At 69.9% G+C, this 23,426-nt stretch carries 15 protein-coding genes, 1 tRNA gene and 1 pseudogene; 14 read left to right on the top strand and 3 right to left on the bottom strand.

Annotated features, from left to right (window positions below):
- The coding region (locus tag AC08OT_RS04465; RefSeq protein WP_476602556.1) for a DEAD/DEAH box helicase at positions 1–843 on the bottom strand (843 nt) is incomplete at its 3' end.
- A gap of 359 nt (positions 844–1,202) precedes the next feature.
- Between AC08OT_RS04465 and AC08OT_RS04470 the strand changes: the two genes are divergently transcribed.
- The 7 genes and pseudogenes from AC08OT_RS04470 to AC08OT_RS04500 form a co-directional block, all read left to right on the top strand.
- Entirely contained in the window at positions 1,203–1,544 is a 342-nt protein-coding gene (locus tag AC08OT_RS04470) for an STAS domain-containing protein (RefSeq protein ID WP_462185864.1), read from the top strand.
- 38 nt (positions 1,545–1,582) lie between these two features.
- On the top strand, positions 1,583–2,113 hold the full coding sequence (locus AC08OT_RS04475; RefSeq protein WP_462202610.1) for an ATP-binding protein: 531 nt from the start codon (positions 1,583–1,585) through the stop codon (positions 2,111–2,113).
- 517 nt (positions 2,114–2,630) lie between these two features.
- Positions 2,631–4,970, top strand: a complete 2,340-nt coding sequence (locus tag AC08OT_RS04480; protein WP_476602557.1) for a sodium-translocating pyrophosphatase — start codon at positions 2,631–2,633, stop codon at positions 4,968–4,970.
- A 457-nt stretch (positions 4,971–5,427) separates the two neighbouring features.
- Positions 5,428–8,565 carry a type I DNA topoisomerase gene (gene topA, locus AC08OT_RS04485; RefSeq protein WP_476591789.1) on the top strand — a complete coding sequence of 1,046 codons (3,138 nt, stop codon included), beginning with the start codon at positions 5,428–5,430 and terminating at the stop codon, positions 8,563–8,565.
- A gap of 371 nt (positions 8,566–8,936) precedes the next feature.
- A complete protein-coding gene (tmk, locus tag AC08OT_RS04490) occupies positions 8,937–10,925 on the top strand; it encodes a dTMP kinase (RefSeq protein ID WP_476602559.1) in 1,989 nt (662 codons plus the stop codon).
- A gap of 42 nt (positions 10,926–10,967) precedes the next feature.
- Positions 10,968–12,212 carry a DNA polymerase III subunit delta' gene (locus AC08OT_RS04495; RefSeq protein ID WP_476591791.1) on the top strand — a complete coding sequence of 415 codons (1,245 nt, stop codon included), beginning with the start codon at positions 10,968–10,970 and terminating at the stop codon, positions 12,210–12,212.
- A 177-nt stretch (positions 12,213–12,389) separates the two neighbouring features.
- Positions 12,390–13,230 (top strand): annotated as a pseudogene (locus tag AC08OT_RS04500) (PSP1 domain-containing protein); the annotation flags it as partial.
- Positions 13,231–13,286: 56 nt separating this feature from the next.
- Here the strand turns inward: AC08OT_RS04500 and AC08OT_RS04505 are convergent.
- On the bottom strand, positions 13,287–14,021 hold the full coding sequence (locus AC08OT_RS04505; RefSeq protein WP_476591793.1) for a response regulator transcription factor: 735 nt from the start codon (positions 14,019–14,021) through the stop codon (positions 13,287–13,289).
- 331 nt (positions 14,022–14,352) lie between these two features.
- Here AC08OT_RS04505 and AC08OT_RS04510 point away from each other — a divergent pair.
- Positions 14,353–14,424 (top strand) — tRNA-Thr (locus tag AC08OT_RS04510).
- Positions 14,425–14,602: 178 nt separating this feature from the next.
- Here the strand turns inward: AC08OT_RS04510 and AC08OT_RS04515 are convergent.
- Positions 14,603–15,157: an inorganic diphosphatase gene (locus tag AC08OT_RS04515; RefSeq protein WP_476591794.1), complete on the bottom strand. Its 555-nt coding sequence runs from the start codon at positions 15,155–15,157 to the stop codon at positions 14,603–14,605.
- An 89-nt stretch (positions 15,158–15,246) separates the two neighbouring features.
- On the opposite strand from AC08OT_RS04515, the gene AC08OT_RS04520 reads away from it, so the two are divergent.
- The 6 genes from AC08OT_RS04520 to folE all read left to right on the top strand — a co-directional run bounded on the left by AC08OT_RS04520 (position 15,247) and on the right by folE (position 23,418).
- Positions 15,247–15,663: a hypothetical protein gene (locus AC08OT_RS04520; protein WP_476591795.1), complete on the top strand. Its 417-nt coding sequence runs from the start codon at positions 15,247–15,249 to the stop codon at positions 15,661–15,663.
- Between the two features lie 9 nt (positions 15,664–15,672).
- Positions 15,673–17,106: a D-alanyl-D-alanine carboxypeptidase/D-alanyl-D-alanine endopeptidase gene (dacB, locus tag AC08OT_RS04525; RefSeq protein WP_476591796.1), complete on the top strand. Its 1,434-nt coding sequence runs from the start codon at positions 15,673–15,675 to the stop codon at positions 17,104–17,106.
- A 95-nt stretch (positions 17,107–17,201) separates the two neighbouring features.
- Positions 17,202–18,341 (top strand): zinc-dependent metalloprotease, encoded by a 1,140-nt coding sequence (locus AC08OT_RS04530; RefSeq protein ID WP_476602560.1) that lies wholly within the window; start codon positions 17,202–17,204, stop codon positions 18,339–18,341.
- Positions 18,342–18,414: 73 nt separating this feature from the next.
- Positions 18,415–20,184, top strand: a complete 1,770-nt coding sequence (gene hpt, locus AC08OT_RS04535; protein ID WP_476591797.1) for a hypoxanthine phosphoribosyltransferase — start codon at positions 18,415–18,417, stop codon at positions 20,182–20,184.
- A gap of 235 nt (positions 20,185–20,419) precedes the next feature.
- Complete coding sequence (gene ftsH / locus AC08OT_RS04540; RefSeq protein WP_476591798.1) at positions 20,420–22,681, top strand: ATP-dependent zinc metalloprotease FtsH; 2,262 nt, start codon at positions 20,420–20,422, stop codon at positions 22,679–22,681.
- Positions 22,678–23,418, top strand: a complete 741-nt coding sequence (folE, locus tag AC08OT_RS04545; RefSeq protein WP_476591799.1) for a GTP cyclohydrolase I FolE — start codon at positions 22,678–22,680, stop codon at positions 23,416–23,418. The genes ftsH and folE overlap by 4 nt, the downstream gene beginning before the upstream one ends.
- The last annotated feature ends 8 nt before the right edge of the window (positions 23,419–23,426 follow it).

Genomic DNA, 23,426 nt, shown 5'->3' on the forward strand with positions numbered 1-23,426 from the left:
GTCCAGTGGCCCCCGCGGAGATCCGTCGACGTCGACCACCTCGACCTCCACGCCGGTGAGCCGTGCGGCCGAGACCCCGGGATCGGCGACGGTCGCGGACGCGAGCAGGAACACCGGATCGGTCCCGTAGCGCGCGCAGATCCGCCGCAGCCGGCGGATCACCGCGGCCACGTGTGCGCCGAATACCCCTCGGTAGCCGTGGCACTCGTCGACGACGACGTAACGCAGGCCGCGCAGGAACTGGGCCCACCGCCGGTGGAAGGGCAGGATGCCACGGTGGAGCATGTCGGGGTTGGTCAGGACCAGGCCGGCGTGCGCCCGGACCCAGTCCCGTTCGGCCGCCGGCGTGTCCCCGTCGAACGCGGCGGCCCGGATACCGGTGAGCCGCAGCGACCGCACGGCTCTAAGCTGGTCGTGGGCCAGCGCCTTCGTGGGCGCCAGGTAGAGTGCCCGGGCACCGGGCTCGGCGAGCAGCCGGGACAGCACCGGCATCAGATAGCCAAACGACTTGCCCGAGGCCGTGCCGGTCGCCAGCACCACGCTGCGCCCGGCGTACGCGGCCTCGGCGGCAGCCGCCTGGTGGCTCCAGGGGCTCGCGATCCCAGCGGCCGTCCACCGTCCCCGCAGGACCGGATCGATCCAGTCCGGCCATGGCGCCGGGCAGCCGTCCCGGGCAGGGACGCGCTCGATGTGCGTCATGCACCGCGCTCGTCGCACGTCGCGGCGCAGCCCGGCAAGGGCCGTGTCCGCACCGTCGACATCCACCGGCGAGCCCACGACGATCGAGGATATGCGTCTCGACGCGGTCACGGCGCCCTTCAGCCGGACAAACCCCCGGAGCATCGCCCTCTCGGGCCCCCGGCCGATCGAGCCCGAGGATCCGGGATCCCGGTCCGGGGAACATCTCGGCGTGGCTACGGGCAGCGATGCCGACGACAAGACGACAGGCGAACCACAGAGTGTCCCCGCGGGACCAGCTGCGTCGAAACCGCCGATGCAGTCGGTCGGCCCCCACACGAGCGCTAAGATCGAGGATACATTTCATCAGACGTCATCAGACGTCATCAGCCGGCGACGCCGCAACACCGGACCCGCGATCTGTGTCGCGGCACACCGGATTGATCCTCCTCGTGGGAGGGTAATGGCGCCGTGATGTCGGTCGCCCGAAGCACGGGACGGCCGGAGGCACACAAGGAGGATCCGTGGACCTGTCCCTCACGACACGCCAAGAAGGCAACCACACGGTCGTGGTGGTGGGCGGCGAGATCGACGTCTACACCGCGCCGAAGCTTCGCGAGCAGCTCATCGATCTCGTGTCCGGGGGGTCATACCACCTCGTCGTCGACATGGAAGGCGTCGAGTTCCTCGATTCGACGGGCCTCGGGGTCCTCGTCGGCGGGCTCAAGCGGGTGCGTGCGCACGAGGGTTCACTGCGTCTGGTCTGCACTCAGGAGCGCATCCTGAAGATTTTCCGGATCACCGGCCTGACCAAGGTCTTCCCCATCCACTCCTCCGTCGAGGAAGCCCTTGCCGCGAGCGACTGAGCCGGACATCACTCTTTCGCGAAAGGCAGGCCCGCCGTATGCCCACCGTTGAGCTGCGGTTCGCTGCCCTGAACGGGCACGTTCGTACCGCCAGGATGATCGCGACGGCGGTCAGCCGGCGCGCAGGAGTTCCGGTCAGCGCGGCCGACGAGATCAAACTTGCGGTGACGGAGGCATGCACCCGAGCGGTGCGCGTCAACCGCAAGCATGCGCCGCAGGCCCCGGTGCATGTCGCGCTCATCGACGGCGCCGATTCCTTCACCATCACGGTGGCCGACTGCGGTAGAACCGGAGACGAGGTCGCCCCCGGTCCGGACGGTGGCCTCGTCACCGCGACCACCCTGCTCGAACTCGAATCCGAGTCGACTCAGCCGCCAGGTTGGGCGGAACCGGCGGACGACGATCTCTCGGAGGACAACTCCGGTTTCCCACCGGGGCTCGGACTCGCCCTCATCGAGGGACTCGTCGACGAGATCGAGATCAGGCGCGGCCCCGACGGCGTGGGTACGGTTGTCGCGATGACCTGGCACACCGGCGCCACATCGGATCCCTGCGAATCCGCGGTGTAGGACCTCTCCGGTCTCCCTGCCTGGGCCTGGCGACTGTTCCAGCCTCCGACCGTGCCGCCATGTGCCCCGCGCCAGGTTCCGAAGGCGGGGCACCTAGAACCTGACATTGAGGTGGAGCCACGGCGCCAGTCTGCCATGTCAGCAATAGCACAAGTGATCTTTTTAAACCGAATATTCCCGAATCGACCCGTTTCCGGATTATCGCCAGGGCGGTGAGAGGTACCCGAGAGCACGCGACCCGGGCCGCCGCTACCGAAAAACGAGCGCACGTCACAGACGTGTGGATAGACTCCGCCGCATCTCATGGACGGCTGATCCAACCATCCATGATTCCCTTGGTGCTCCCCGCGAGACCGGTCAGATGTCTAGAAATGGGAAGAATCGGCCGATCTCGCCCAAAGCGTCGCCGGATGCGGCGCGTGACCGTGACCGTCTCGATGCCGTGGCGACCGCCGTGAGGGCGCCCAAGAGCACCGGCACCCTCACGGAGGGCGCACAGAGCAGACCGGGAGGAGCCATGTCCTCGATCCAAGCCCTACAGGCCGAGGGTGCTGGAATTGACCTTAGCGGCAGAGCCCTCGGACTGGTCGCCGGTGTGGCGATAGTCGCAGCCCTCGCATTGCTTGTTGCCGGTTATCTGGTTCGTGAGGTATTGGCGGCGAGTCCGGGCACCCCGAGGATGGTGGAGGTCGGCCGGGCGGTCCAGGAGGGCGCCGCAGCCTATCTCAGACGGCAGTTCACCACACTCGCGGGATTCGTCGTCGTCATCCCCTTCGTACTACTGCTCCTGCCAGCCGAGAACACTGGAGCAAAGATCGGTCGGTCGATCTTCTTCGTGGTCGGTGCGATCTTCTCCGCGTTGGTCGGATTCGTCGGGATGTCGCTGGCGACCCGAGCCAACACCCGCACCGCGGCCGCCGCCATGACCCGAGGGGAACGAGCCGCCGTCCGCATCGCCTTCCGCACCGGCGGGGTGGTGGGGATGTTCACCGTCGGTCTCGGGCTCCTGGGGGCGGCGGCTGTGGTCCTCGTCTTCCGGGACACCGCCCCCCAGGGCCTGGAGGGATTCGGATTCGGCGCCGCTCTGCTCGCGATGTTCATGCGAGTAGGCGGAGGGATCTTCACTAAGGCCGCCGATGTCGGGGCGGACCTGGTTGGCAAGGTGGAACAGGGGATTCCCGAGGATGATCCCCGCAACGCCGCGACGATCGCCGACAACGTCGGCGACAACGTCGGCGACTGCGCCGGCATGGCCGCCGACCTGTTCGAATCCTATGCGGTGACGCTCGTCGCGGCGCTGATTCTCGGGGTCGAGGCGTTCGGCGAACGCGGCCTGGTGTTCCCCCTGCTCATCCCAGCGGTCGGGGTTGTGACCGCGGTCATCGGAATCTTCGCGGTGTCGCCGCGGGCCGGTGACCGCACCGGAATGTCCGCCATCAACCGGGGTTTCTTCATCTCCGCGGTGGTGTCCGCGGTCGGCGTCGTCGCAGTCTCGCTGCTCTACCTCCCGGCGAGCTTCGCCGATTTCCCCGGGATGCAGGGGAGCACCCAGTCTGGCAATCCACGAGTGATCGCGATCGGCGCGGTCCTGATCGGGATCGTGCTCGCCGCCGCCATCCAGCTGCTCACCGGGTATTTCACCGAGACCGGCCGGCGGCCGGTGCAGGACATCGCAAAGGCGTCGCTCACTGGACCGGCCACCAACATCCTCGCCGGAATCGGGGTAGGTCTGGAGTCGGCGGTCTATTCTTCGCTTCTCATCGGTGCCGCGGTCTTCGGCGCCTACCTGCTCGGCTCCGGCAGCGTCACGATCGCGCTGTTCGCGGTGGCGCTGGCGGGGACCGGTCTGCTGACGACAGTGGGTGTCATCATCTCGATGGACACCTTCGGGCCGGTGAGCGACAACGCGCAGGGCATCGCCGAGATGTCCGGCGACATGGACGAGGCGGGCGCAGCCATCCTCACCTCGCTCGACGCCGTCGGCAACACCACCAAGGCGATCACGAAGGGCATCGCGATCGCCACCGCGGTGCTCGCCGCCTCCGCGCTGTTCGGCTCGTTCACCGACACCGTGACGACGGCTCTCCGCGACGCCGGAGCGCTGCCCGAGGCGGGTCGGGGCATCGTTGGCGGCCTGAACATCGCCTACCCCGACGCGCTGGTCGGGCTCACCATAGGGGCATCCGTGGTTTTCCTGTTCTCCGGGCTCACGATCAATGCGGTGGGCCGCGCGGCCGGGCGGGTCGTCCTGGAGGTGCGCAACCAGTTCCGGTCCAGGCCTGGAATCATGACCGGCGACGAGAAGCCGGATTACAGTGCGGTCGTCGACATCTGCACCCGCGATTCGCTCCGTGAACTGATTACACCGGGGACGCTGGCGGTTCTCGCCCCGATCGCGGTCGGTTTCGGCCTGGGATACCCGCCGCTCGGCGCGTTCCTCGGCGGCGCCATCGCCGCCGGCGTGCTGATGGCCGTGTTCCTCGCGAACTCCGGCGGGGCCTGGGATAACGCGAAGAAGATGGTCGAGGACGGCAACCACGGTGGAAAGGGTTCGGAGGTCCACGCGGCCACGGTGATCGGCGATACCGTGGGAGATCCATTCAAGGACACCGCCGGCCCTTCGATCAACCCACTGCTCAAGGTGATGAATCTGGTCAGCCTGTTGATCGCTCCGACAGTCGTGAAGTACTCGGTGGGCGCGGACGAGAACACGGGGCTGCGCATCGGTGTCGCCATCGCCGCCATCGCCGCCATCGCCGCCGTGATCATTATCTCCAAGCGGCGGAGCTTAATGATCAACGATGTGCCCGCTATGACACAATCGACACCGATCCTCAGCGAGAAGATCAACGCCTGACCCACATCGTTCCGTCACCGCCGACCCCCGCGGCTCGCACGAGGCCACGCGGGTCGGCGGCGCTGTTTCGCACCGATGGAACCTCGGGAACCGATGGAACCTCGGGATGCGGGATCGGCACCGCCCGTGGGCCGGGTGATGCGCCGGCGGACCATCCGCGCCACCCACATCGGATCGGAGAAGCAGTGGGTGAGCGTCGGGCTACGGTCGCCATACCAGGACGGGAGGATCCGCGAGACGGAATGGCGGCGTACGGTGCTGCGAGGCACCGCTCTCACTCCGACGGCCGCCACCCGCACGACCACCGTCCGCCGGACACCCGTACCGCCCCCGCCAGATCCAGTAACGCGCTCCGCCTCCGCAACATCCGCCATGTTCGAGACCTACGCTCCGTAGAAGCAACCTACGCTTTCGCCCCACAGAGCACTAAAACGAGCACGTCGCACCGAGGAGAGAAGTGCCAGCGCGCACGAAGACGACGACACGGGCGACCGCGCGGTCATCCGCACCGGTCGCCGAGCCCACCGAGGCCGGGCTCCCGCCGGAGACCGGCTCGAGCGAGGCATCCGCCGACGTACCCGTCGGCGCCACCAGCCGGACGGCAAACAGCAGGACGGCGAACGGGCGAACGGGGACTGGCCATTCGGAGAACGGCTCAGGCGGAGCCAGCGGCGCCCACGGCAGCCGCGCCACCGGCTCCGGCCGGGGCCCGGGCAACCGCCTGGTGATCGTGGAGTCGCCGGCGAAGGCGAAGACGATCGCCGGCTATCTCGGTCCGGGGTGGCAGGTCGAATCCAGCATCGGGCACATCCGTGACCTCCCGCGCAGTGCCGCCGATGTCCCGGCCGCGCACAAGGGCAAGCCGTGGGCTCGGCTCGGCGTCGACGTCGACAACGACTTCGAACCGCTCTACATCGTGACGCCGGACAAGAAACCGCAGGTCAGCAAGCTCAAGGCGCTCGTGAAAGACGCCAGCGAGCTCTACCTCGCGACGGATGAGGACCGCGAGGGCGAGGCCATCGCCTGGCATCTGCTCCAGACACTGAAGCCGACGGTGCCGGTCAAGCGGATGGTGTTCCACGAGATCACCCCCCAGGCGATCCAGCGGGCCGTCGACAATCCGCGCGAGATCGACAAGAACCTGGTCCACGCTCAGGAAACGCGTCGCATCCTGGACCGCCTCTACGGCTACGAAGTCTCTCCCGTGCTGTGGAAGAAGGTCATGCCGAGGCTGTCGGCGGGCCGGGTCCAGAGCGTGGCGACCCGCATCCTGGTGGAGCGGGAACGTGCCCGGATGCGGTTCCGCTCGGCAGAGTACTGGAACATCGAGGGCCTGTTCGGGGCGACCGTCGCCTGCCAGGCGTGGTCGGACGCGGACGGCACACCGGGGTCCGGGCCGGGCGGACCCGGCACCGGATCCGCCCGCGGCGACGGGGTCGAGAAGACCCCGCTCCCGGCGACCCTGGTCGCCCTGCACGGCAACCGGATCGCGACGGGCCGTGACTTCTCCCCGACGGGGCAACTCGTCTCCTCCGGGGTGACGCGGCTGGACGAGGCCGCCGCCCGGTCGCTGGCCGAGCGGCTCGCCGACGCCGCATTCACGGTGCGCTCGGTGGAGACCAAGCCCTACCGCCGTTCGCCGTACCCGCCGTTCATGACCTCGACGTTGCAGCAGGAGGCCGGCCGTAAACTGCGTTTCTCCAGCCAGCGCACGATGCAGGTGGCGCAGCGGCTGTACGAGAACGGCTACATCACCTACATGCGGACGGACTCGACGAACCTGTCCGAGACCGCCCTGACCGCGGCCCGCGCGCAGGCGGCGAGCCTGTACGGGCCGGAGTACGTGCCGGCACGCCCCCGCACGTACGCCAAGAAGGTCAAGAACGCGCAGGAGGCCCACGAGGCCATCCGACCCGCCGGGGACCACTTCCGGACCCCGGGTGAGGTTCGTGGCGAGCTCGACGTCGACTCCTACCGGCTCTACGAACTGATCTGGCAGCGGACGGTGGCCAGCCAGATGGCGGACGCCCGCGGCACGAGCGCCACGATCCGGCTCGGCGCGACCTCGTCCGCCGGGGAGGACGCCGAGTTCTCGGCATCGGGGAAGGTCATCACCTTCCCCGGCTTCCTGCGCGCCTACGTCGAGGGCGCCGACGATCCAGACGCGGAGCTGGAGGACCGGGAGCGGCGGCTGCCGGACGTACGCCAAGGCGACCCACTGACCACCCGCTCGCTGACCCCCCGCGGGCACACCACCAGCCCGCCGGCGCGCTTCACCGAGGCCAGCCTGGTCAAGACGCTCGAGGAGCTCGGGATCGGTCGGCCGTCCACCTACGCCTCGATCATCGGCACCATCCAGGACCGCGGCTACGTGTGGAAGAAGGGCTCGGCCCTGGTGCCGAGCTTCGTCGCGTTCGCTGTCGTCGGCCTGTTGGAGGACCACTTCACCCGGCTGGTCGACTACCGGTTCACCGCGACGATGGAGGACGACCTCGACGACATCGCCGCCGGCACGGCCGCCCCGACCGACTGGTTGACCCGCTTCTACTTCGGAACCGGCGACGGCACCGACCCGGCCGCCGACGGACTGAAGCATCTGGTCAATAAGCGGCTCGGAGAGATCGACGCCCGCGAGGTGAACTCGATCCCCCTCGGCGAGACCGACGACGGCACCCTGCTGGTCGTCCGGGTGGGCCGCTACGGCCCCTACGTCCAGCACGGGGAACGCCGTGCCAGCGTGCCGGACGATCTCGCACCGGACGAACTCACCGTCGGCAAGGCGCTGGAGCTGCTGGCCGCGCCCAGTGGCGACCGGGTGCTGGGCATCGACCCGGCGTCGGGGGCGACCATCACGGCGAAGGCGGGTCGCTTCGGCCCCTACGTCACCACCGACACCGACCCGCCGCGCACGTCCAGTCTGCTGCGTGGCATGTCGTTGGAGACGCTGACCCTCGACGACGCCGTGCGGTTGCTCACCCTTCCGCGCATTCTGGGTGCGGGGGAGGACGGGGAGGAGGTCACCGCCCAGAATGGCCGCTATGGCCCATATGTGAAGAAAGGCACCGAAAGTCGGTCGTTGGAATCCGAGGATCAGTTGTTCACCGTGACCCTGGACGAGGCCTTGGTGCTGCTCTCCCAGCCCAAGGCCCGCGGTCGGCGCCAGGCCGCGGAGAGCCCGCCGCTGCGAGAGCTCGGGACCGACCCGGCCAGCGGCAAGCCGATGGTGGTGCGGGAGGGCCGGTTCGGCCCCTACGTCACCGACGGTGAGACCAACGCCAGTCTGCGCAAGGGTGACACGGTCGAGACGATCACCGATGAGCGTGCCGCGGAGCTGCTGGCAGACCGTCGGGCCCGCGGACCGGCCACCGCGAAGCGTTCTGCCCGGGGCACCGCGAAAGCCGGCATCGCCAAGACCGGCACCGGCACCGCGAAGACCGGCCCGAAAACCACCAAGGCCAAGCCGGGTACGGCGAAGACCGGCACCGCGAAGACCGGCACCGCCAGGTCCAAGACCGCCCAGACGGTGACGGACGACGGCGATGGCTCCGGTAGCTCCGGTAGCTCGTCGTCCAGTGGCACCCGCCGGACGGACTGATGGCGCTGCCGATCGGTAGGAGCCCTGGAGAACCTGGAGAAGCGGACGCGCCCCGGGTGGTTTCCGAGGTCACGGCGTTCACTGTCGGCGACTTGGAGTCCACATCTGGTGACACAGGGCCGTCCGATGTGACCGGCAGGTCCACCACCCCGGTCGAGACGTCCGGAGGAGACCCTGTGGCCACCGACCATGCAGCCGGGCATCGGGACGCCGGGCGGCGCCCACCCCGGCCCGTCCGGCGACCGCGGGCCCACCGCTCGCCGAGCAGGCATCCGGTGACGACGGTTCCCTCGCCGCCGCTGCCGTCCGCCATCGCCGCCGGAGGCGACAGCGACATCCGGGCCGTCCTGCGGATCCCCGCGTTCCGCCGGATGTGGATTCAGCTCAGCCTGTCCAGCCTGGGTGACTGGATGGGTCTGCTGGCAACCACCGCACTGGTGACCCAGCTCCAGGAGAGCTTCTCCGGGCAGGCGTACGCCATCGGCTCGCTGCTGATCGTCCGGTTGATGCCGGCCCTGATCCTGGGCCCACTCGCCGGTGCCCTCGCCGACAGGCTAGACCGCCGGCTGACCATGGTCGTGACGGACGTCATGCGGTTCGGGCTGTTCATGTCGATCCCGATCATCGGAACGCTCGAGTGGCTGCTCATCGCCTCGTTCCTGGTGGAGGCGGTCACCCTGGTGTGGGCGCCGGCGAAGGACGCAAGCGTCCCGCACCTGGTCCCCAAGGAGCAGCTCGCAGCCGCCAACACCCTCAGCCTGATCATGACCTACGGCACGGCCCCGATCGCCGCGACGATCTTCACGATGCTTGCGACGATCTCACGGACGCTCGGCTCCAGCGTGTCGTTCTTCCATGACTCCTCGGTCGATCTCGCGTTGTACTTCAATGCGGCGACGTTCCTCGGCTCGGCAATCGTGATCTGGGGACTGAAGGGCATCGGACGGGCCGCGCGGCCGGAGACCGGCCCCGAGCCCGGGTTCCTGGCCTCCATCACCGAGGGATGGCGCTACGTCGGCCAGGACAAACTGGTCCGCGGACTCGTCGTGGGCATCCTGGGCGGGTTCGCCGGCGCCGGCTGCGTCATCGCCCTCGGCCGGCTCTACGTGGAGATCTTGGGCGGCGGCGACTCCGCGTACGGGGTGCTCTTCGGCGCGGTGTTCGTCGGCCTCGCCGCCGGCATGGCCGCCGGTCCCAGGCTGCTCGGCGACTACAGTCGGACTCGCCTGTTCGGCGTCTGCGTGACCGGGGCGGGTATCACCCTGGTGATCGTCGCGATCATCCCGAACCTGGTCATCGCCTGCATCCTCGTGGTCGCGGTGGGGGCGTTCGCCGGCGTGGCCTGGGTGACCGGATACACTCTGCTCCAAGCCGAGGTCTCCGACGAGCTGCGGGGGCGCACCTTCGCCCTGGTGCAGTCGCTGGTCCGCATCGACCTGCTGCTCGTGCTCGCCGCCGCGCCCGGGCTCGTTGGCCTCATCGGCTCGCACGAGATCCATCTGTGGGGCGATATCAACGTCCGCGCGGACGGCGTTACCGCGGTCCTGCTCGCCGGCGGGCTGCTCGCCGTCGCGGTCGGCCTGTTCGCCTATCGGCAGATGGACGACCCGACCGGAGCCGCGGTCTGGCCCGAGCTGTGGAACGCGCTGCGCGGCCGGCAGCCGGCGGCCGTACGTCCCCGCCACGCCGGCCTGTTCATCGCGATCGAGGGCGTCGATGGCGCCGGCAAGAGCACCCAGGTGGAGCTGCTGCGGACGTGGCTCGCCTCCTCCGGCCGGGAGGTGGTGGTGACCTCCGAATCCGGCGGCACCGCGCTGGGAGCGGGCCTGCGGGAACTGCTCCTCGACCCGACGGTACGGCTGCACGCCCGGACCGAGGCGCTGCTGACCGCGGCGGACCGCGCTGAACACGTCGCGCGGGTGATCGAACCCGCGCTGGCCCGGGGAGCGATCGTCATCACCGATCGTTACGTCGACTCGTTCATCGCCTTCCAGAGCGTGAGCCGGGCCATCGGCACCGACGAGCTATCCGTCCTCGCCCAGTGGGCGACGCACGCGCTGCTTCCCGACGTCACGGTCCTGTTGGATCTACCGGCAGAGATCGTCCTGCGCCGCATGCGGATGGCCGCGTATCCCGGTCCGCCGCCGGGGCCGCCGGACGGCCCGGCCGAGGCGGACGACGCCGGGAAGTTGACCTTCCATGGCCGGGTACGCGAGGCGTTCCGCCGGCTGGCGCAGAAGGAGCCCGATCGTTATCTTCCGCTCGACGCGACGCGGTCACCGGAGGAGATCCACGCCGAAATCCGCTCGTTCATGGCCAGCCGCATCGATCGGCTGGCCGTCCCGCTCGGTGTGCTCTGACCGACGCGCTCCGGACCGACGCGGCTTGGGGATGATGGCCCAGTGACGATCTGGGAGACGCTCGTCGGGCAGGACGCGGTGGTCGCGATGCTGAGCGCCGCGGCGTCCGCCGCGAGTGCCGGGCTCGCGAGTGGAGGCGGCGCGCCGGCCGCCGCCTGTGCCGGGATGACGCACTCGTGGCTGTTCACCGGACCCGCCGGGGCAGGTCACCAGGACGCGGCGCGTGCCTTCGCCGCAAGCCTCACCTGCGAGAACGAGCCGCCGGGCTGCGGCGAGTGCACCGGCTGCCACACCGTGCTCACCGACACGGCCACCGATCTGCGAACCGTGCAGCCGGAGGGGCTCTCGCTCGGCGTGAAGGACGTGCGCGCGCTGGTACGCGACGCTGCCAGCGCCCCGACGGCCGGCCGCTGGCGCATCCTGCTGATCACCGATGCGGACCGGCTCACCGAGGCCGCGGCGAACGCCCTGCTCAAGGCCCTCGAGGAGCCGGCGGATCGGGCGGTGTTCCTGCTCTGCGCCCCCTCCGTGGAGGACGTGCTGCCCACCATCCGTTCCCGCTGCCGGACGGTCGCGCTACGGCTGCCCTCGGCCGCGGACGTCCGCGACGCGCTGGTTCGCGAGGGAGTCGACGAGCAGGTCGCCGAGACGGCGGCGCGGGCTTCCCAGGGCCATCTGGCCCTGGCGCGCCGGCTCGCCACGGATGAGCGGGTCCGGGCCAACCGGGCGGCGGTGTTGCGTATCCCGGCCCGGCTCGGCCAGGTCGGTGGCTGCCTGGCCGCGGCGGCCGATCTGGTGAACGCGGCGAATGCCGACGCGGAGGCCGCGAATGCGGAACGCGACGAGGTGGAGACCGAGGCGCTGAAGACCGCACTCGGCGTCGGTGCCACGGCGGTCGGCGGGAAGTCCAGGTCCGCGCGGGCCCCGAAGGCGGGGGCCAAGGGCCGGACGATGGTGGTGCGGGGTGCCGCGGGGACGCTCAAGGAGCTGGAGCGAACCCAGAAGAGCCGAGGTCGCCGCACCGTCCTCGATGCACTGGACCGAGCCCTGGTGGACCTCGCGGGGCTGTACCGGGATGTCCTGGTCCAACAGCTCGACGCCGGCGTCGACGCGATCCATCCTGATCACTGCGTCGAGGCCGCCGGATACGCCGCGGCCTCCACTCCGGAACAGACACTGCGCCGGCTGGAGGCCGTCCTCACGACCCGGGCGTCGCTGGCCAGGAATCCCGGTCTCGTCCCGCTGCTCGCGGTGGAGTCGCTCACCCTCGCACTACGCGACGCCTGACGACCGGCGACCCGCAATCCGCGACCCGCGACCCGCGACCCGCGGTGGGGACGAACCGGCGTAATGGCCTGTCTGGGCGGAAGGCCGGGCATATCCTGATCGCGACGCGGACATGCCGTTCGACCATGTCCGCCCGGGCGGGACCCGGCGGGCGGGCGCAGGGAGGTGACCGGTCGGATGCCGATGATGTGCGCGGTGGCGTTCTCCCCACGAGGCAAGCTCTACTATGCCGATCCTGGTTCCTGCAGCCCCCGGGTCGGCGACCGGGTGCTCGTCCCCAGCGAGGAGGGCCCCGAGGTCGCCACCTGCATGTGGGCGCCCCAGTGGGTCAGCGACGACATCGGCGACCTGCCGGTGCTCGTCGGGATGGCCGACGCGTCCGACATCCAGCGCGAGCAGGTCTCCCGGCGCCGGCGCGCCCGGGCGCGCGTCGCGGCCCGTCGCCTGGCCCGTGAGCATGACCTGCCGATAAAGATCGTCGGCGTCGACCACGTGATGGCCACCGGCGGCTACACGGTCTACTTCAGCGCGGAGGGCCGCGTCGACTTCCGTGAGCTGGTACGGGATCTCAACCGGACGCTGGCGGCACGGGTCCAGCTACGGCAACTGTCCGCCCGCGACAGCGCCCGGGTTCAAGGCGGGATCGGTTCCTGCGGCCGCGACCTGTGCTGCGCTACTTTTCTCAACGACTTCGAGCCGGTGAGCCTGCGGATGGCCAAGGAGCAGAACCTCGCCCTCAATCCGATGCGCATCAGCGGGGCCTGCGGCCGGCTGATGTGCTGCCTGCGTTACGAACATCCCCTCTACGAGGAGTTCGCCGAAGCCGTGCCCGCGGTCGGAGACCGGGCGACGACCCCACACGGTGCGGGCCGGGTCGTGCGGCACGATGTTCCGCGCCAGCAGGTGGTCGTGGTTCTCGACGGCGGGGGCCGGACCTCGTGCGACCGCGCGGATGCCTGCGTCTCCCGGCAGGTCCACGACGCCGCCTACCCCGGCGGCCCAGCGGGATGCTCCCCCCCCCCCCGGACAGCACCTCTACAGCCGGCGGGGATGCGACGGCCGGCGGGGAGGACGTCACGGGTCGAAGCGGTAGCCCATCCCGCGCAGGGTCGTGACCAGCCGGCGCTGCGGTGGACGACCCTCGACCTTGGTTCGTACCCGCCGGACGTGCTCGGTGACGGTGGCGGGGTCCTGGAACCGCGTGCCCCACACCTGCTCGAGGAGTTCCTCCCGGCTGAAGACCCGCCGAGGATGCCGGGCGAGGAAGGCCAGCAGCTCGTACTCGCGCGCGGTCAGATCGATGCGCTCCCCGGCGACGGCGACCTCGCGGGCCCGCAGGTCGATGGAGACGTCTCCGTAGACGAGCGGGTCGCTGCCGTCCCCGGTGCGCTGCGGCGGCGGTTCCGCCGGCCGCCGGCGAAGCCGGGCACGCACCCTGGCCACCAGTTCTCGCAGCGAGTAGGGCTTCACGACGTAGTCGTCCGCGCCCAACTCGAGGCCGACCACCCGGTCGACCTCCTCGGCCCGCCCGGTGAGCATGATCACCGGAACCTCGCTGGTCTGGCGGAGGCGGCTCAGGACGGCGAAGCCGTCCATCCTGGGCATCGCGACATCCAGCACCACCAGATCGATCTCGGTGGTCTGGAAGAGCCGAAGAGCGGCCTCGCCGTCCGCGGCCTCCAGCACCCGATAACCGAATCTCTCCAGACTGCGCGCAAGTGCTATGCGAGATGCCTCATCGTCCTCAGCGACGAGGAGCGAGGCTCCTCGCGTCGTCACTGCTGGTGCAGCGTCTCCGGCCCCGGTCATGGTGCGAAACCCTACGCATCCTCACCGGAACCACTGCGACCGGGGGTGGTGATTTACGGTGTTGCAGCATCCAAAGCTAGCTAAATGTGACATAAAGCGAATAATTTGCCGACTCAGGGCCATTTTGGCGACATAGCGCATCCCTCACCATGACAGCCCGAGACGGAGGCCTTCCAAACCGTGCCCGCCACTGGTGGCGTCACCGTGGAGGGCTGGGATCCGGGGCGACGGCGGGCATCTCGGCCCGCGCACAACCACCGGACCACCGCCGGGTCGAGCCCGCCCACGCATCTGGCATACTCGACCCGGGCCAGTGCGATCCTGGCCGTTCGCCGGAGTAGCTCAGTGGCAGAGCAATCGCCTCGTAAGCGATAGGTCGCGGGTTCAATCCCCGCCTCCGGCTCGCTCCCCCTCCCACCAGGGCATGGCCCAGTTAACAGGGATCATGGTCTCACAGCTCACCGGTCCATGACCTGTCAATTTGCATCGCTCCGGGCTCGTCCCGTGGGTTCCTGAACCTGTCCCACCCCGCTTGGGACGTGGGACAGGTCGTTACGGATACCACAAACCGGACGGAGGGATCAGGCCGACCTGGGTTCGGCCTCTTGGTCGTGCCCGTCCGCCTCCCCGGCCTCCGCCTCCCCGGCCTCCGCCTCGCGCAGCCGCTTGATGGACGCCAGGATCTCCCGCTCAGCCTCCTTGCGGTCCACCCAGGAGGCGCCCTCCACCGACTTACCGGGCTCGAGGTCCTTGTAGACCTCGAAGAAGTGCTGGATCTCCAACCGGTCGAACTCCGGCAGGTGCCGCAGATCCCGCAGGTGCTCCTGCCGGACGTCGGCCACCGGCACGCAGAGAACCTTGTCGTCCGGGCCCTTCTCATCGGTCATCTCGAACATGCCGATCGTCCGGCACCGCACCAGGCAGCCCGGGAACGTCGGCTCCTCCAGCAGGACGAGGGCGTCCAACGGATCACCGTCGCGCCCGAGGGTTCCCTCGATGAACCCGTAGTCCGACGGGTAGTGGGTGGAGGTGAACAGCATCCGGTCAAGCCGGATACGGCCGGTGTGATGATCCATCTCGTACTTGTTGCGCTGCCCCTTGGGGATCTCGATGGTCACATCGAACTCAAGGTCCACTCCGCTCCCTGTCTCCTTCGTCTTCGCCCGGTCCGCACCGAGGCGATCGCCGTTTGTCACATGGTGCTCGTTCAAGCCGTGCCGTGCTCATGGCGCAGTACGTCGTGCTCGTGCCGTACGTCGTGCTCTGCCAGGCGGCGGATGTGCCCCGCCCGGGGCGCGGGCCACCCACTCCAGTGACCGCAACGAGGCATCACACCCACGACGGCGCACCTAGTGTCGCGGACGCCGCCTCCCACCCGAACCGCACCGTCGACACCACCACGTTTCCACCGCCGGATCTCCCGGGCACCGGAACCATGATGGCCACCGGCGACACGCCCGGTGGGGCGTTCTTCGTACCAGTGCCGCCCGCCGGCACGACACCTCTGGTATCCCGCCGCAAACCCTGGTGTCCCACTGCAAACCCTGGTGTCCTACCGCGGCGGGACACCGCCGGGCATGCCCGCGGCGACGGATCCGGGTTCACCCGGCGCGCCGTCGCCGACCGCCCGCTGGTTGCGTAGTGTCTGTTAGTGATGTCAGCCGCACCGGTCGCCCGGGTAGGGGGGCTCACCGCCCTGGCCGGCGCGCTGCTCGCCGGGTCCCTGTCCCTCGGTCCCACCACCGGGTCAGCCGCGGAGCTCGCCGGCAGCGGGTCCGACCGCGCGGGCACCGCGGTACTCGGCGGTCTCGATCCGGCCGCGCCGATCCCGCAGCCCGCGGCGGTGGCGGCCCGCCTCGCCGGTCCGCTGGGTGATCTCGTCCTGGCGCGGCCCGCGGCCTTCGTCGTCGACGCGCAGTCGGGTCGGGTGCTCCTTGACGTCCGGTCCCGCATCCCCGTGGCACCGGCCTCCACGTTGAAAACCGCGGTCGCCACCGCCGCGTTGACCACCTTCCCCGACGACCGGCTGCGGACCACGGTGGTCTACAGCCCGCCCGCGGGCGGGAACGCCCGCACATCAGGCGGAACACTGTGGCTCGTCGGCGGCGGGGATCCGACCCTGACCGCCTCCACCGCGCCCGACGGCTATCCGGCCCTGGCCCGGCTGAGCGATCTCGCCGCTCAGGTCCGGGCCGCGGGTATCACCTCGGCGGCTCGGGTGATCGGCGACGGAGGGCTGTTCGTCGGTCCGGACCGGGCGCCGGGATGGCGCGACAACTACGTGACCGACGGGGACGTCGCCCCGGTCTCGGCGCTGGAGGTCGACGCCGGACGGTCGGCACCGGGAGCCGCCGGACCGCGCAGCCCCACCCCGGCCGCCGCCGCGACCACGGCCTTCGCCGCGGCGCTCACGACCGCCGGAATATCCGTCGGATCGGTGGCCACCGGCCCGGCGGACCCGGCCGCGCAGCGGGTCGCGGCGGTCTACAGCCCTCCGGTGCGGGTCTTGGTCGAACGCATGATCACCCAGTCAGACAACGATCTCGCCGAGAGCCTGGGACGGCTCGTCGCCCACCGGCGGGGCCTGCCCGCCTCGTTCGCCGGCGCCACCCACACGGTGAGGGGCGTCCTCGCCGAGGCGGGCATCCCCGTCGCCGGGATGACACTGGCCGACGTGAGCGGCTTGTCCATCGCGAACCTGATCATGCCCATGACCCTTGTGGCCATCCTGCGCGCCGCCGTCCTCCCCGGTCGGCCGGCGCTGCGCACCGTTCTCACGGGGCTGCCGGTAGCCGGGTTTTCCGGTACGCTGGGTGACCGCTACACCACTGGCGACACCGCCATCGGAGCGGGCGATGTCCGGGCGAAGACCGGCACTCTGCACAACGTCAGCAGCCTCGCGGGCCAGCTCGTCGACGCGGACGGCAGGCTGCTCCTCTTCGCGTTCCTCTCGCCCGCCGAAGAGGCGGGCGGCACCAAGGCCGCCCTCGACCGGGCCGCCGCGGCGCTCGCCGGCTGCGGATGCACCCCGGCCCGGTCGACAACCGCGGCGATCCCGCCGGCACCATCGCGCCCACCGGCCTGAGCGGGACCGTCGGCGCCCCCGGCGCGTCCCGTCCCGTTCTCGGCACGGTCCATGACCGGACGCAGGTGACGGGCGAGCCCGGTACGCTCAGATTCGTGGACGCCGAGCTGGTCGACTGGGAACTCGCCGTGACGACGGCGAAAAAACTGGTTCGCCCCGGCCCGCAGATCTCGCGGGAGCAGGCCGGCGAGGTCGTCTCCGAGCTGCGGCGACTGGCCGTCGAGGCCGAGCGGCACGTCGAGGACTACACCCGGCTCACTCCCGCCGGGCCGGCCACCCCCATCACCGTGGTGGACCGGCCGGAGTGGGTCCGCTCCAACGTCGCCGGTCTGCGGGTGCTGACCTCCCCGTTGCTGGACAAACTGTCCGAACAGCAGCGCGGCAACCTCGCTGCGGCGGTCGGTCGGCGGGTCACGGGGGTCCAGATCGGCACAGCCCTGGCCTATCTGGCCGGCAAGGTGCTGGGCCAGTACGAGGTCTTCCTGCCGCCGGAGGAGTACCAGGCCGGGAGGGACGATCCGGGTCCGCTCAACGTGCCCGGGTCGGTCGGGGTGCCGGGGTCGGTCGGGCGCCTCAGTCTGGTCGCACCGAACATCGCGCACGCCGAGGCAGCCATGGGGGTCGTGCCGCGGGACTTCCGGATGTGGGTATGCCTGCACGAGCAGACCCATCGCAGTCAGTTCACCGCCGTGCCGTGGCTGCGGACCCACCTGGAGTCCGAGATCACCGCGTTCATTGAGGCCACGGACCTCGATCCAGACGTCCTCGCGGACCGCGTCCGCTCGGCGATGAGCGCGCTGCGCGGGGCGGTGTTCGACCGGGGAGCCGACAACCCGAGCGTCGTGGAGGCGCTGCAGACCCCAGCCCAGCGAGCGGTTCTCGACCGCCTCCAGGCCATCATGACGTTGTTGGAGGGCCACGCCGACCAGGTGATGGACGCGGTGGGACCAAAGATTGTACCCACCGTCGCCGACATCCGGACGAAATTCGAGGGTCGCCGCGGCGGGGGATCGCCGATCGACCGGTTCGTCCGCCGGCTCCTCGGTCTCGATCTCAAGCTGCAGCAGTACCGCCAGGGGGGGGCGTTCGTGCGTGCGGTGGTCGCGCAGGCCGGGGTGACAGGCTTCAACACCGTCTGGGAGTCACCGGCGGCGCTGCCGACCCGCGCCGAGCTGGTCGATCCCACCGCCTGGATGCAACGGGTCCTGGACAGCCGCCCGCCGATCTCGGCGTGAGCACCATGGTCGTCGGGGTCGCCGGGGTCGCCGACTCCCCGGGCTGTTCCACGTCCGCCTTCCGGCCGACGTTGTGACCCCACCGATCGCTGGTGAGGACCACGCCGGCCATGCCGGCGACGTCCGACCGGGCGATCCGGTTCCGCGCACGGTTCACTCGTCGAGATCTCCCGCTCCCGCGGTCGCGGCAGTCAGGCTGGCGGTTCGCCGCGCGGTCACCGACCTGCCACCCGGCGGACTGGTGCTGGTCGCCTGCTCCGGCGGCCCGGACTCCCTGGCACTCGCCGCGGCCCTCTCGTTCGTCGCCCCCCGCCGCGCCCTGCGGGCCGGCATGGTCACGGTCGATCATGGCTGGGACGCCGGCTCACCCAAACGGGCGGAGCGCGTCGCCCGCCAGGGTCGGGCCCTCGGCCTGGATCCGGTGGAGGTCCTGACCGAGCACACTGCTCGCTCCGAGGGGATCGCCCGACAGGCACGGCGGGCCGCGATCGCGGCGGTCGCCGATCGGCTCGGCGCCCAAGCGGTGCTTCTCGGCCACACGCTGGACGACCAGGCCGAGACGGTGCTGCTGAGGCTCGCGCGGGGCGCGGGCGCCCGGTCCCTCGGGGGGATGTCGGCCGACGACGGCCTGCTTCGCCGGCCACTGCTCGGGATCCGCCGCGCGGACACCAGGGCCGCCTGCCTCGCCGAGGGGCTCGAGGTGTGGGACGACCCGACGAACCGGGACCCGGCGTTCACCCGGTCCCGGGTGCGTCACACGGTCCTGCCCGTGCTGGAGACGGAGCTCGGCCCGGGCATCGCCGAGTCGCTGGCGCGCAGTGCCGATCTGTTGCGGGCCGACGCGGACGCCCTGGACGCCATGGCCGCCGAGGTCTACGGCAAGGTCGTCATGGCTCGTGGCCGGCCGTGCACCGGCGAGGTCGCCTTCGACGTCGCCGCACTGGCCGGGCTCACCGCGGCGCTCCGCGGTCGGCTGCTGCGCCGGGCGGCCATCGACGTCGGAGCGTCGGCCTCCGCGCTGCGCGCGGAGCACATCTGGGCGGTGGAGGAGTTGGTAACGCGGTGGCGCGGACAGAAGCCGGTACCGCTTCCCACCGGCGTGCTCGCCCGGCGATGGGAGAACAGGGTCACGCTGACCGGGCCGGTGGTTCCTCCACCGTCGCCAGCCGGCCCCGCCGCCCGACAGCCGGATGCCGCCACCCCGCCACACATCGAGGAGGACGACCAGGTGAGTCAGACCGCGACGACGACCCCCGACGCCGGAGGCGCCCATGACGGCCTCCGGCACAGCCCGCATCCCGACATCGCCGAGGTCCTGGTCAGCTCGGACGAGATCGCCGCGAAGATCGTCGAGCTCGCGGCCAGAGTGGACGCCGACTACGCCGGCCGGGAGATCTTGCTCGTGGGCGTGCTCAAGGGCGCCGTCATGGTCATGGCGGACCTGTCCCGCGCGCTGACGGTCCCGCTGACCATGGAGTTCATGGCGGTCTCCTCGTACGGGTCGTCGACCTCCTCGTCCGGCGTGGTGCGCATCCTCAAGGATCTGGACCGGTCGATCGAGGGCCGGGACGTCCTGGTGGTCGAAGACATCATCGACTCCGGGCTGACCCTGTCCTGGCTGCTGAAGAACCTGCGCTCACGCGGCCCCGCCTCGCTCGAGGTCCTGGCGCTCTTCCGTAAGCCCGAAGCTGTCACCGTGGACGTAGATGTCCGATATGTCGGCTTCGATATTCCCGGCGCGTTCGTCGTCGGGTATGGTCTTGACTACTCGGAGTATTATCGAACCCTGCCGTTTGTCGGGACCCTCACACCCGCGGCGATCGAGCGGGGCGCCCCGGCCTGAACCTGCCGGCCTTCCGCCCGCTCGGATACGCCCTCGATCGCCGCATCCGCCACGAGCGAAACACCGAACACCATCAGACCGCCACGATCGGAACAGCGCGGGCCGCCGATCCGTTGGTCGGATGTACGCGCGGTGAGATGCGCGCACCGGCGGTACCCTCGGCACAAGGGAATCCCGATCGAGGGCAGCACACACGTCAGGAGGGTGGAGCGCTCGTGTCCGGTGCTCCAGACAGATGACTCCAAGAAGAATTTTCCGCGGCTGGGTGCCACTGCTGCTCCTGGTCCTGTTCGTGATCATTCTCACGACGGGTGTCCTCTCGGGTCCCAGTGAGTACGGCAAGCGAGACCTGAACTTCGTCCAGCAGCAGATCGACGAAGGCCAGGTGGCGAAGGCCAAGATCCAGGATTCGAAGCAGCTCATCCAGATCCAGACGAAGGACGGCCAGAAGTTCGAGTCGTCCTATGTCACCGAACAGGGTGTCGTCCTGGCGAACGAGCTCCGCAACAAGCGGGTCGCCTACGACGTCTCGGTCGACCGTGGAAACATCCTGGTCTCGCTCCTGCTGAACCTGCTGCCCGTACTGCTGGTCGTCCTTCTGCTGTTCTTCTTCATGAACCAGATGCAGGGCGGCGGTAACCGGGTCATGAACTTCGGCAAGTCCAAGGCGAAGCTGGTGAGCAAGGACACGCCGAAGACGACGTTCGCCGACGTGGCCGGTGCGGACGAGGCCATCGAGGAGCTCGAGGAGATCAAGGAGTTCCTCGAAAACCCGGGCAAGTTCCAGGCGATCGGAGCCAAGATCCCCAAGGGGGTCCTGCTCTACGGCCCGCCGGGAACCGGCAAGACGCTGCTGGCCCGGGCCGTCGCGGGTGAGGCCGGGGTGCCCTTCTACTCCATCTCGGGCTCCGACTTCGTCGAGATGTTCGTCGGTGTCGGCGCCAGCCGGGTCCGCGACCTGTTCGAACAGGCCAAGGCCAATGCGCCCGCCATCGTCTTCGTCGACGAGATCGACGCCGTGGGCCGCCACCGCGGAGCGGGACTCGGCGGTGGCCACGACGAGCGGGAGCAGACGCTCAACCAGCTCTTGGTCGAGATGGACGGGTTCGACGTCAAGGGCGGGGTCATCCTCATCGCCGCGACGAACCGGCCCGACATCCTCGACCCGGCCCTGCTGCGGCCCGGCCGCTTCGATCGGCAGATCGTCGTGGACCGGCCGGACCTGCTCGGCCGCGAGGCCATCCTGCGGGTGCACTCCAAGGGCAAACCGATCGGCCCGGACGCCGACATGATGGTCATCGCCCGGCGGACCCCCGGGTTCACCGGTGCCGATCTCGCCAACGTACTGAACGAGGCGGCCCTGCTGGCCGCCCGCTCCAACCTGAAATTCATCTCGTCTGCGCTGCTCGAGGAGTCCATCGACCGCGTGATGGCGGGACCGGAGCGCAAGACCCGCGCGATGAGCGACAAGGAGAAGAAGCGCATTGCTTACCACGAGGGCGGCCACGCCCTGGTCGCGCACGCACTGCCCAACTCCGACCCGGTGCACAAGGTGACCATCCTGCCCCGGGGGCGCGCGCTCGGGTACACGATGCAGCTTCCCCTGGAGGACAAGTACCTCTCGACCCGCTCGGAGATGCTCGACCGCCTCGCCGTCCTCCTCGGCGGGCGCACCGCCGAGGAGCTGGTGTTCCACGACCCGACCACGGGGGCGAGCGACGACATCGAGAAGGCCACCCAGATCTCGCGAGCAATGATTACCCAGTACGGGATGAGCGACAAGCTCGGCGCGATCAAGTTCGGCACCGAGAACAGCGAGGTCTTCCTCGGCAAGGAGGTCGGCCACCAACGCGACTACTCCGAGGAGGTCGCCAGTGAGATCGACATCGAGGTGCGCCGGCTGATCGAGGCCGCACACGACGAGGCCTGGGAGATCCTGGTGACCTACCGGGACGTCCTGGACAACCTCGTATTGCGGCTGATGGACACCGAGACGCTGAGTAAGGACGAGGTCGCCGAGGTCTTCGCGACGGTCCAGAAACGCCCCGTGCGTGGCATCTACACCGGGGTGGGGCGTCGCGTCCCCTCCGACCGGCCACCGGTGCAGACTCCGGCCGAGCTCGGCCTGCTGACGGCGGATGTCGCCGACCTGGTGAACGACCCGGGCCACGGTAATGGTGCCGCCGGACGCGGACCGGGCGGCAACGGAACCGGGGGCAACGGGGCCGGCGGTCACGGTCAGCCCACCGGCGTGCCGGGGGCACCCGCGGACTCGGGCCCCGGGGTCGACCCGCCCGGTCCGGGCGGGGGCGTACCGCACGGCACGGATGTCGGTGGTCCGGGTGGGAATGGCAGCCCCGGGGGGCACGGTTATCCCCAGGGCCGGGGCACGCCGGCGCCCCCCGGAGGCGGGGGTCCGGCCCATGACGGGCCGAGGATCGCCAACCCGTGGGCCCCGCCGAGCTGGCCGAGCGACGACGAGAGGAGACGCCGTTGACGTCTTATTCCGACGAGGCGTCCACTGCCGCGGGCGAACGACGAGGTGAATCATCTCCCGCGGCGGAGGCCCCAGGAATGGACGGTTTCGGCATCCCGGACCCCATCGCCGACGGCGACGGACCGGCTGTGTCAACCCCGGCGCCGGGCAATGGCAGGCCGCGGCAGGCCCGTCCCTTCGACCATGACCGAGTCGCACGCGCAGTTCGTGAGCTACTGATCGGGATCGGCGAGGACCCGGACCGCGAGGGTCTTCGCAAGACCCCGGACCGGGTCGCGCGGGCGTACCGGGAAGCCGTCGAGGGTCTTGGCCGGGATCCCTCCGAGGTCCTGACCACCGTCTTCGATGAGGGCCACGACGAGATGGTGCTGGTCCGTGACATCGATTTCTCGTCGCTGTGCGAACATCACCTGGTCGTGTTCTCCGGCAAGGCGCACGTCGCCTACATCCCCAACAGCAAGGGCCAGATCACGGGCCTGTCGAAGCTCGCCCGGCTGGTCGACCTCTACTCCCGTCGCCCGCAGGTCCAGGAACGGCTGACCTCGCAAATCGCGGACGCCCTCGTCGAGGTGCTCGACCCGTGCGGAGTGATGGTCGTCATTGAGGCGGAGCACCTGTGTATGTCGATGCGCGGTGTGCGCAAGCCCGGGGCCACCACGGTGACATCCGCGGTGCGTGGCCAGTTCCTCAGCACCGCTACCCGCAACGAGGGCATGTCGCTCATCCTGCACAGGTAGCTCCGGGT

The organism is Frankia sp. CgJB1, from assembly GCF_977947065.1.

Excerpts from the sequence above, each read along its gene's own strand:
- ftsH (WP_476591798.1), top strand. The coding sequence starts at position 20,420 with ATGACTCCAAGAAGAATTTTCCGCGGCTGGGTGCCACTGCTGCTCCTG.
- AC08OT_RS04480 (WP_476602557.1), top strand. The coding sequence starts at position 2,631 with ATGTCCTCGATCCAAGCCCTACAGGCCGAGGGTGCTGGAATTGACCTT.
- tmk (WP_476602559.1), top strand. The coding sequence starts at position 8,937 with ATGTGGATTCAGCTCAGCCTGTCCAGCCTGGGTGACTGGATGGGTCTG.
- AC08OT_RS04475 (WP_462202610.1), top strand. The coding sequence starts at position 1,583 with ATGCCCACCGTTGAGCTGCGGTTCGCTGCCCTGAACGGGCACGTTCGT.
- AC08OT_RS04505 (WP_476591793.1), bottom strand. The coding sequence starts at position 14,021 with ATGACCGGGGCCGGAGACGCTGCACCAGCAGTGACGACGCGAGGAGCC.
- AC08OT_RS04520 (WP_476591795.1), top strand. The coding sequence starts at position 15,247 with ATGGCGCAGTACGTCGTGCTCGTGCCGTACGTCGTGCTCTGCCAGGCG.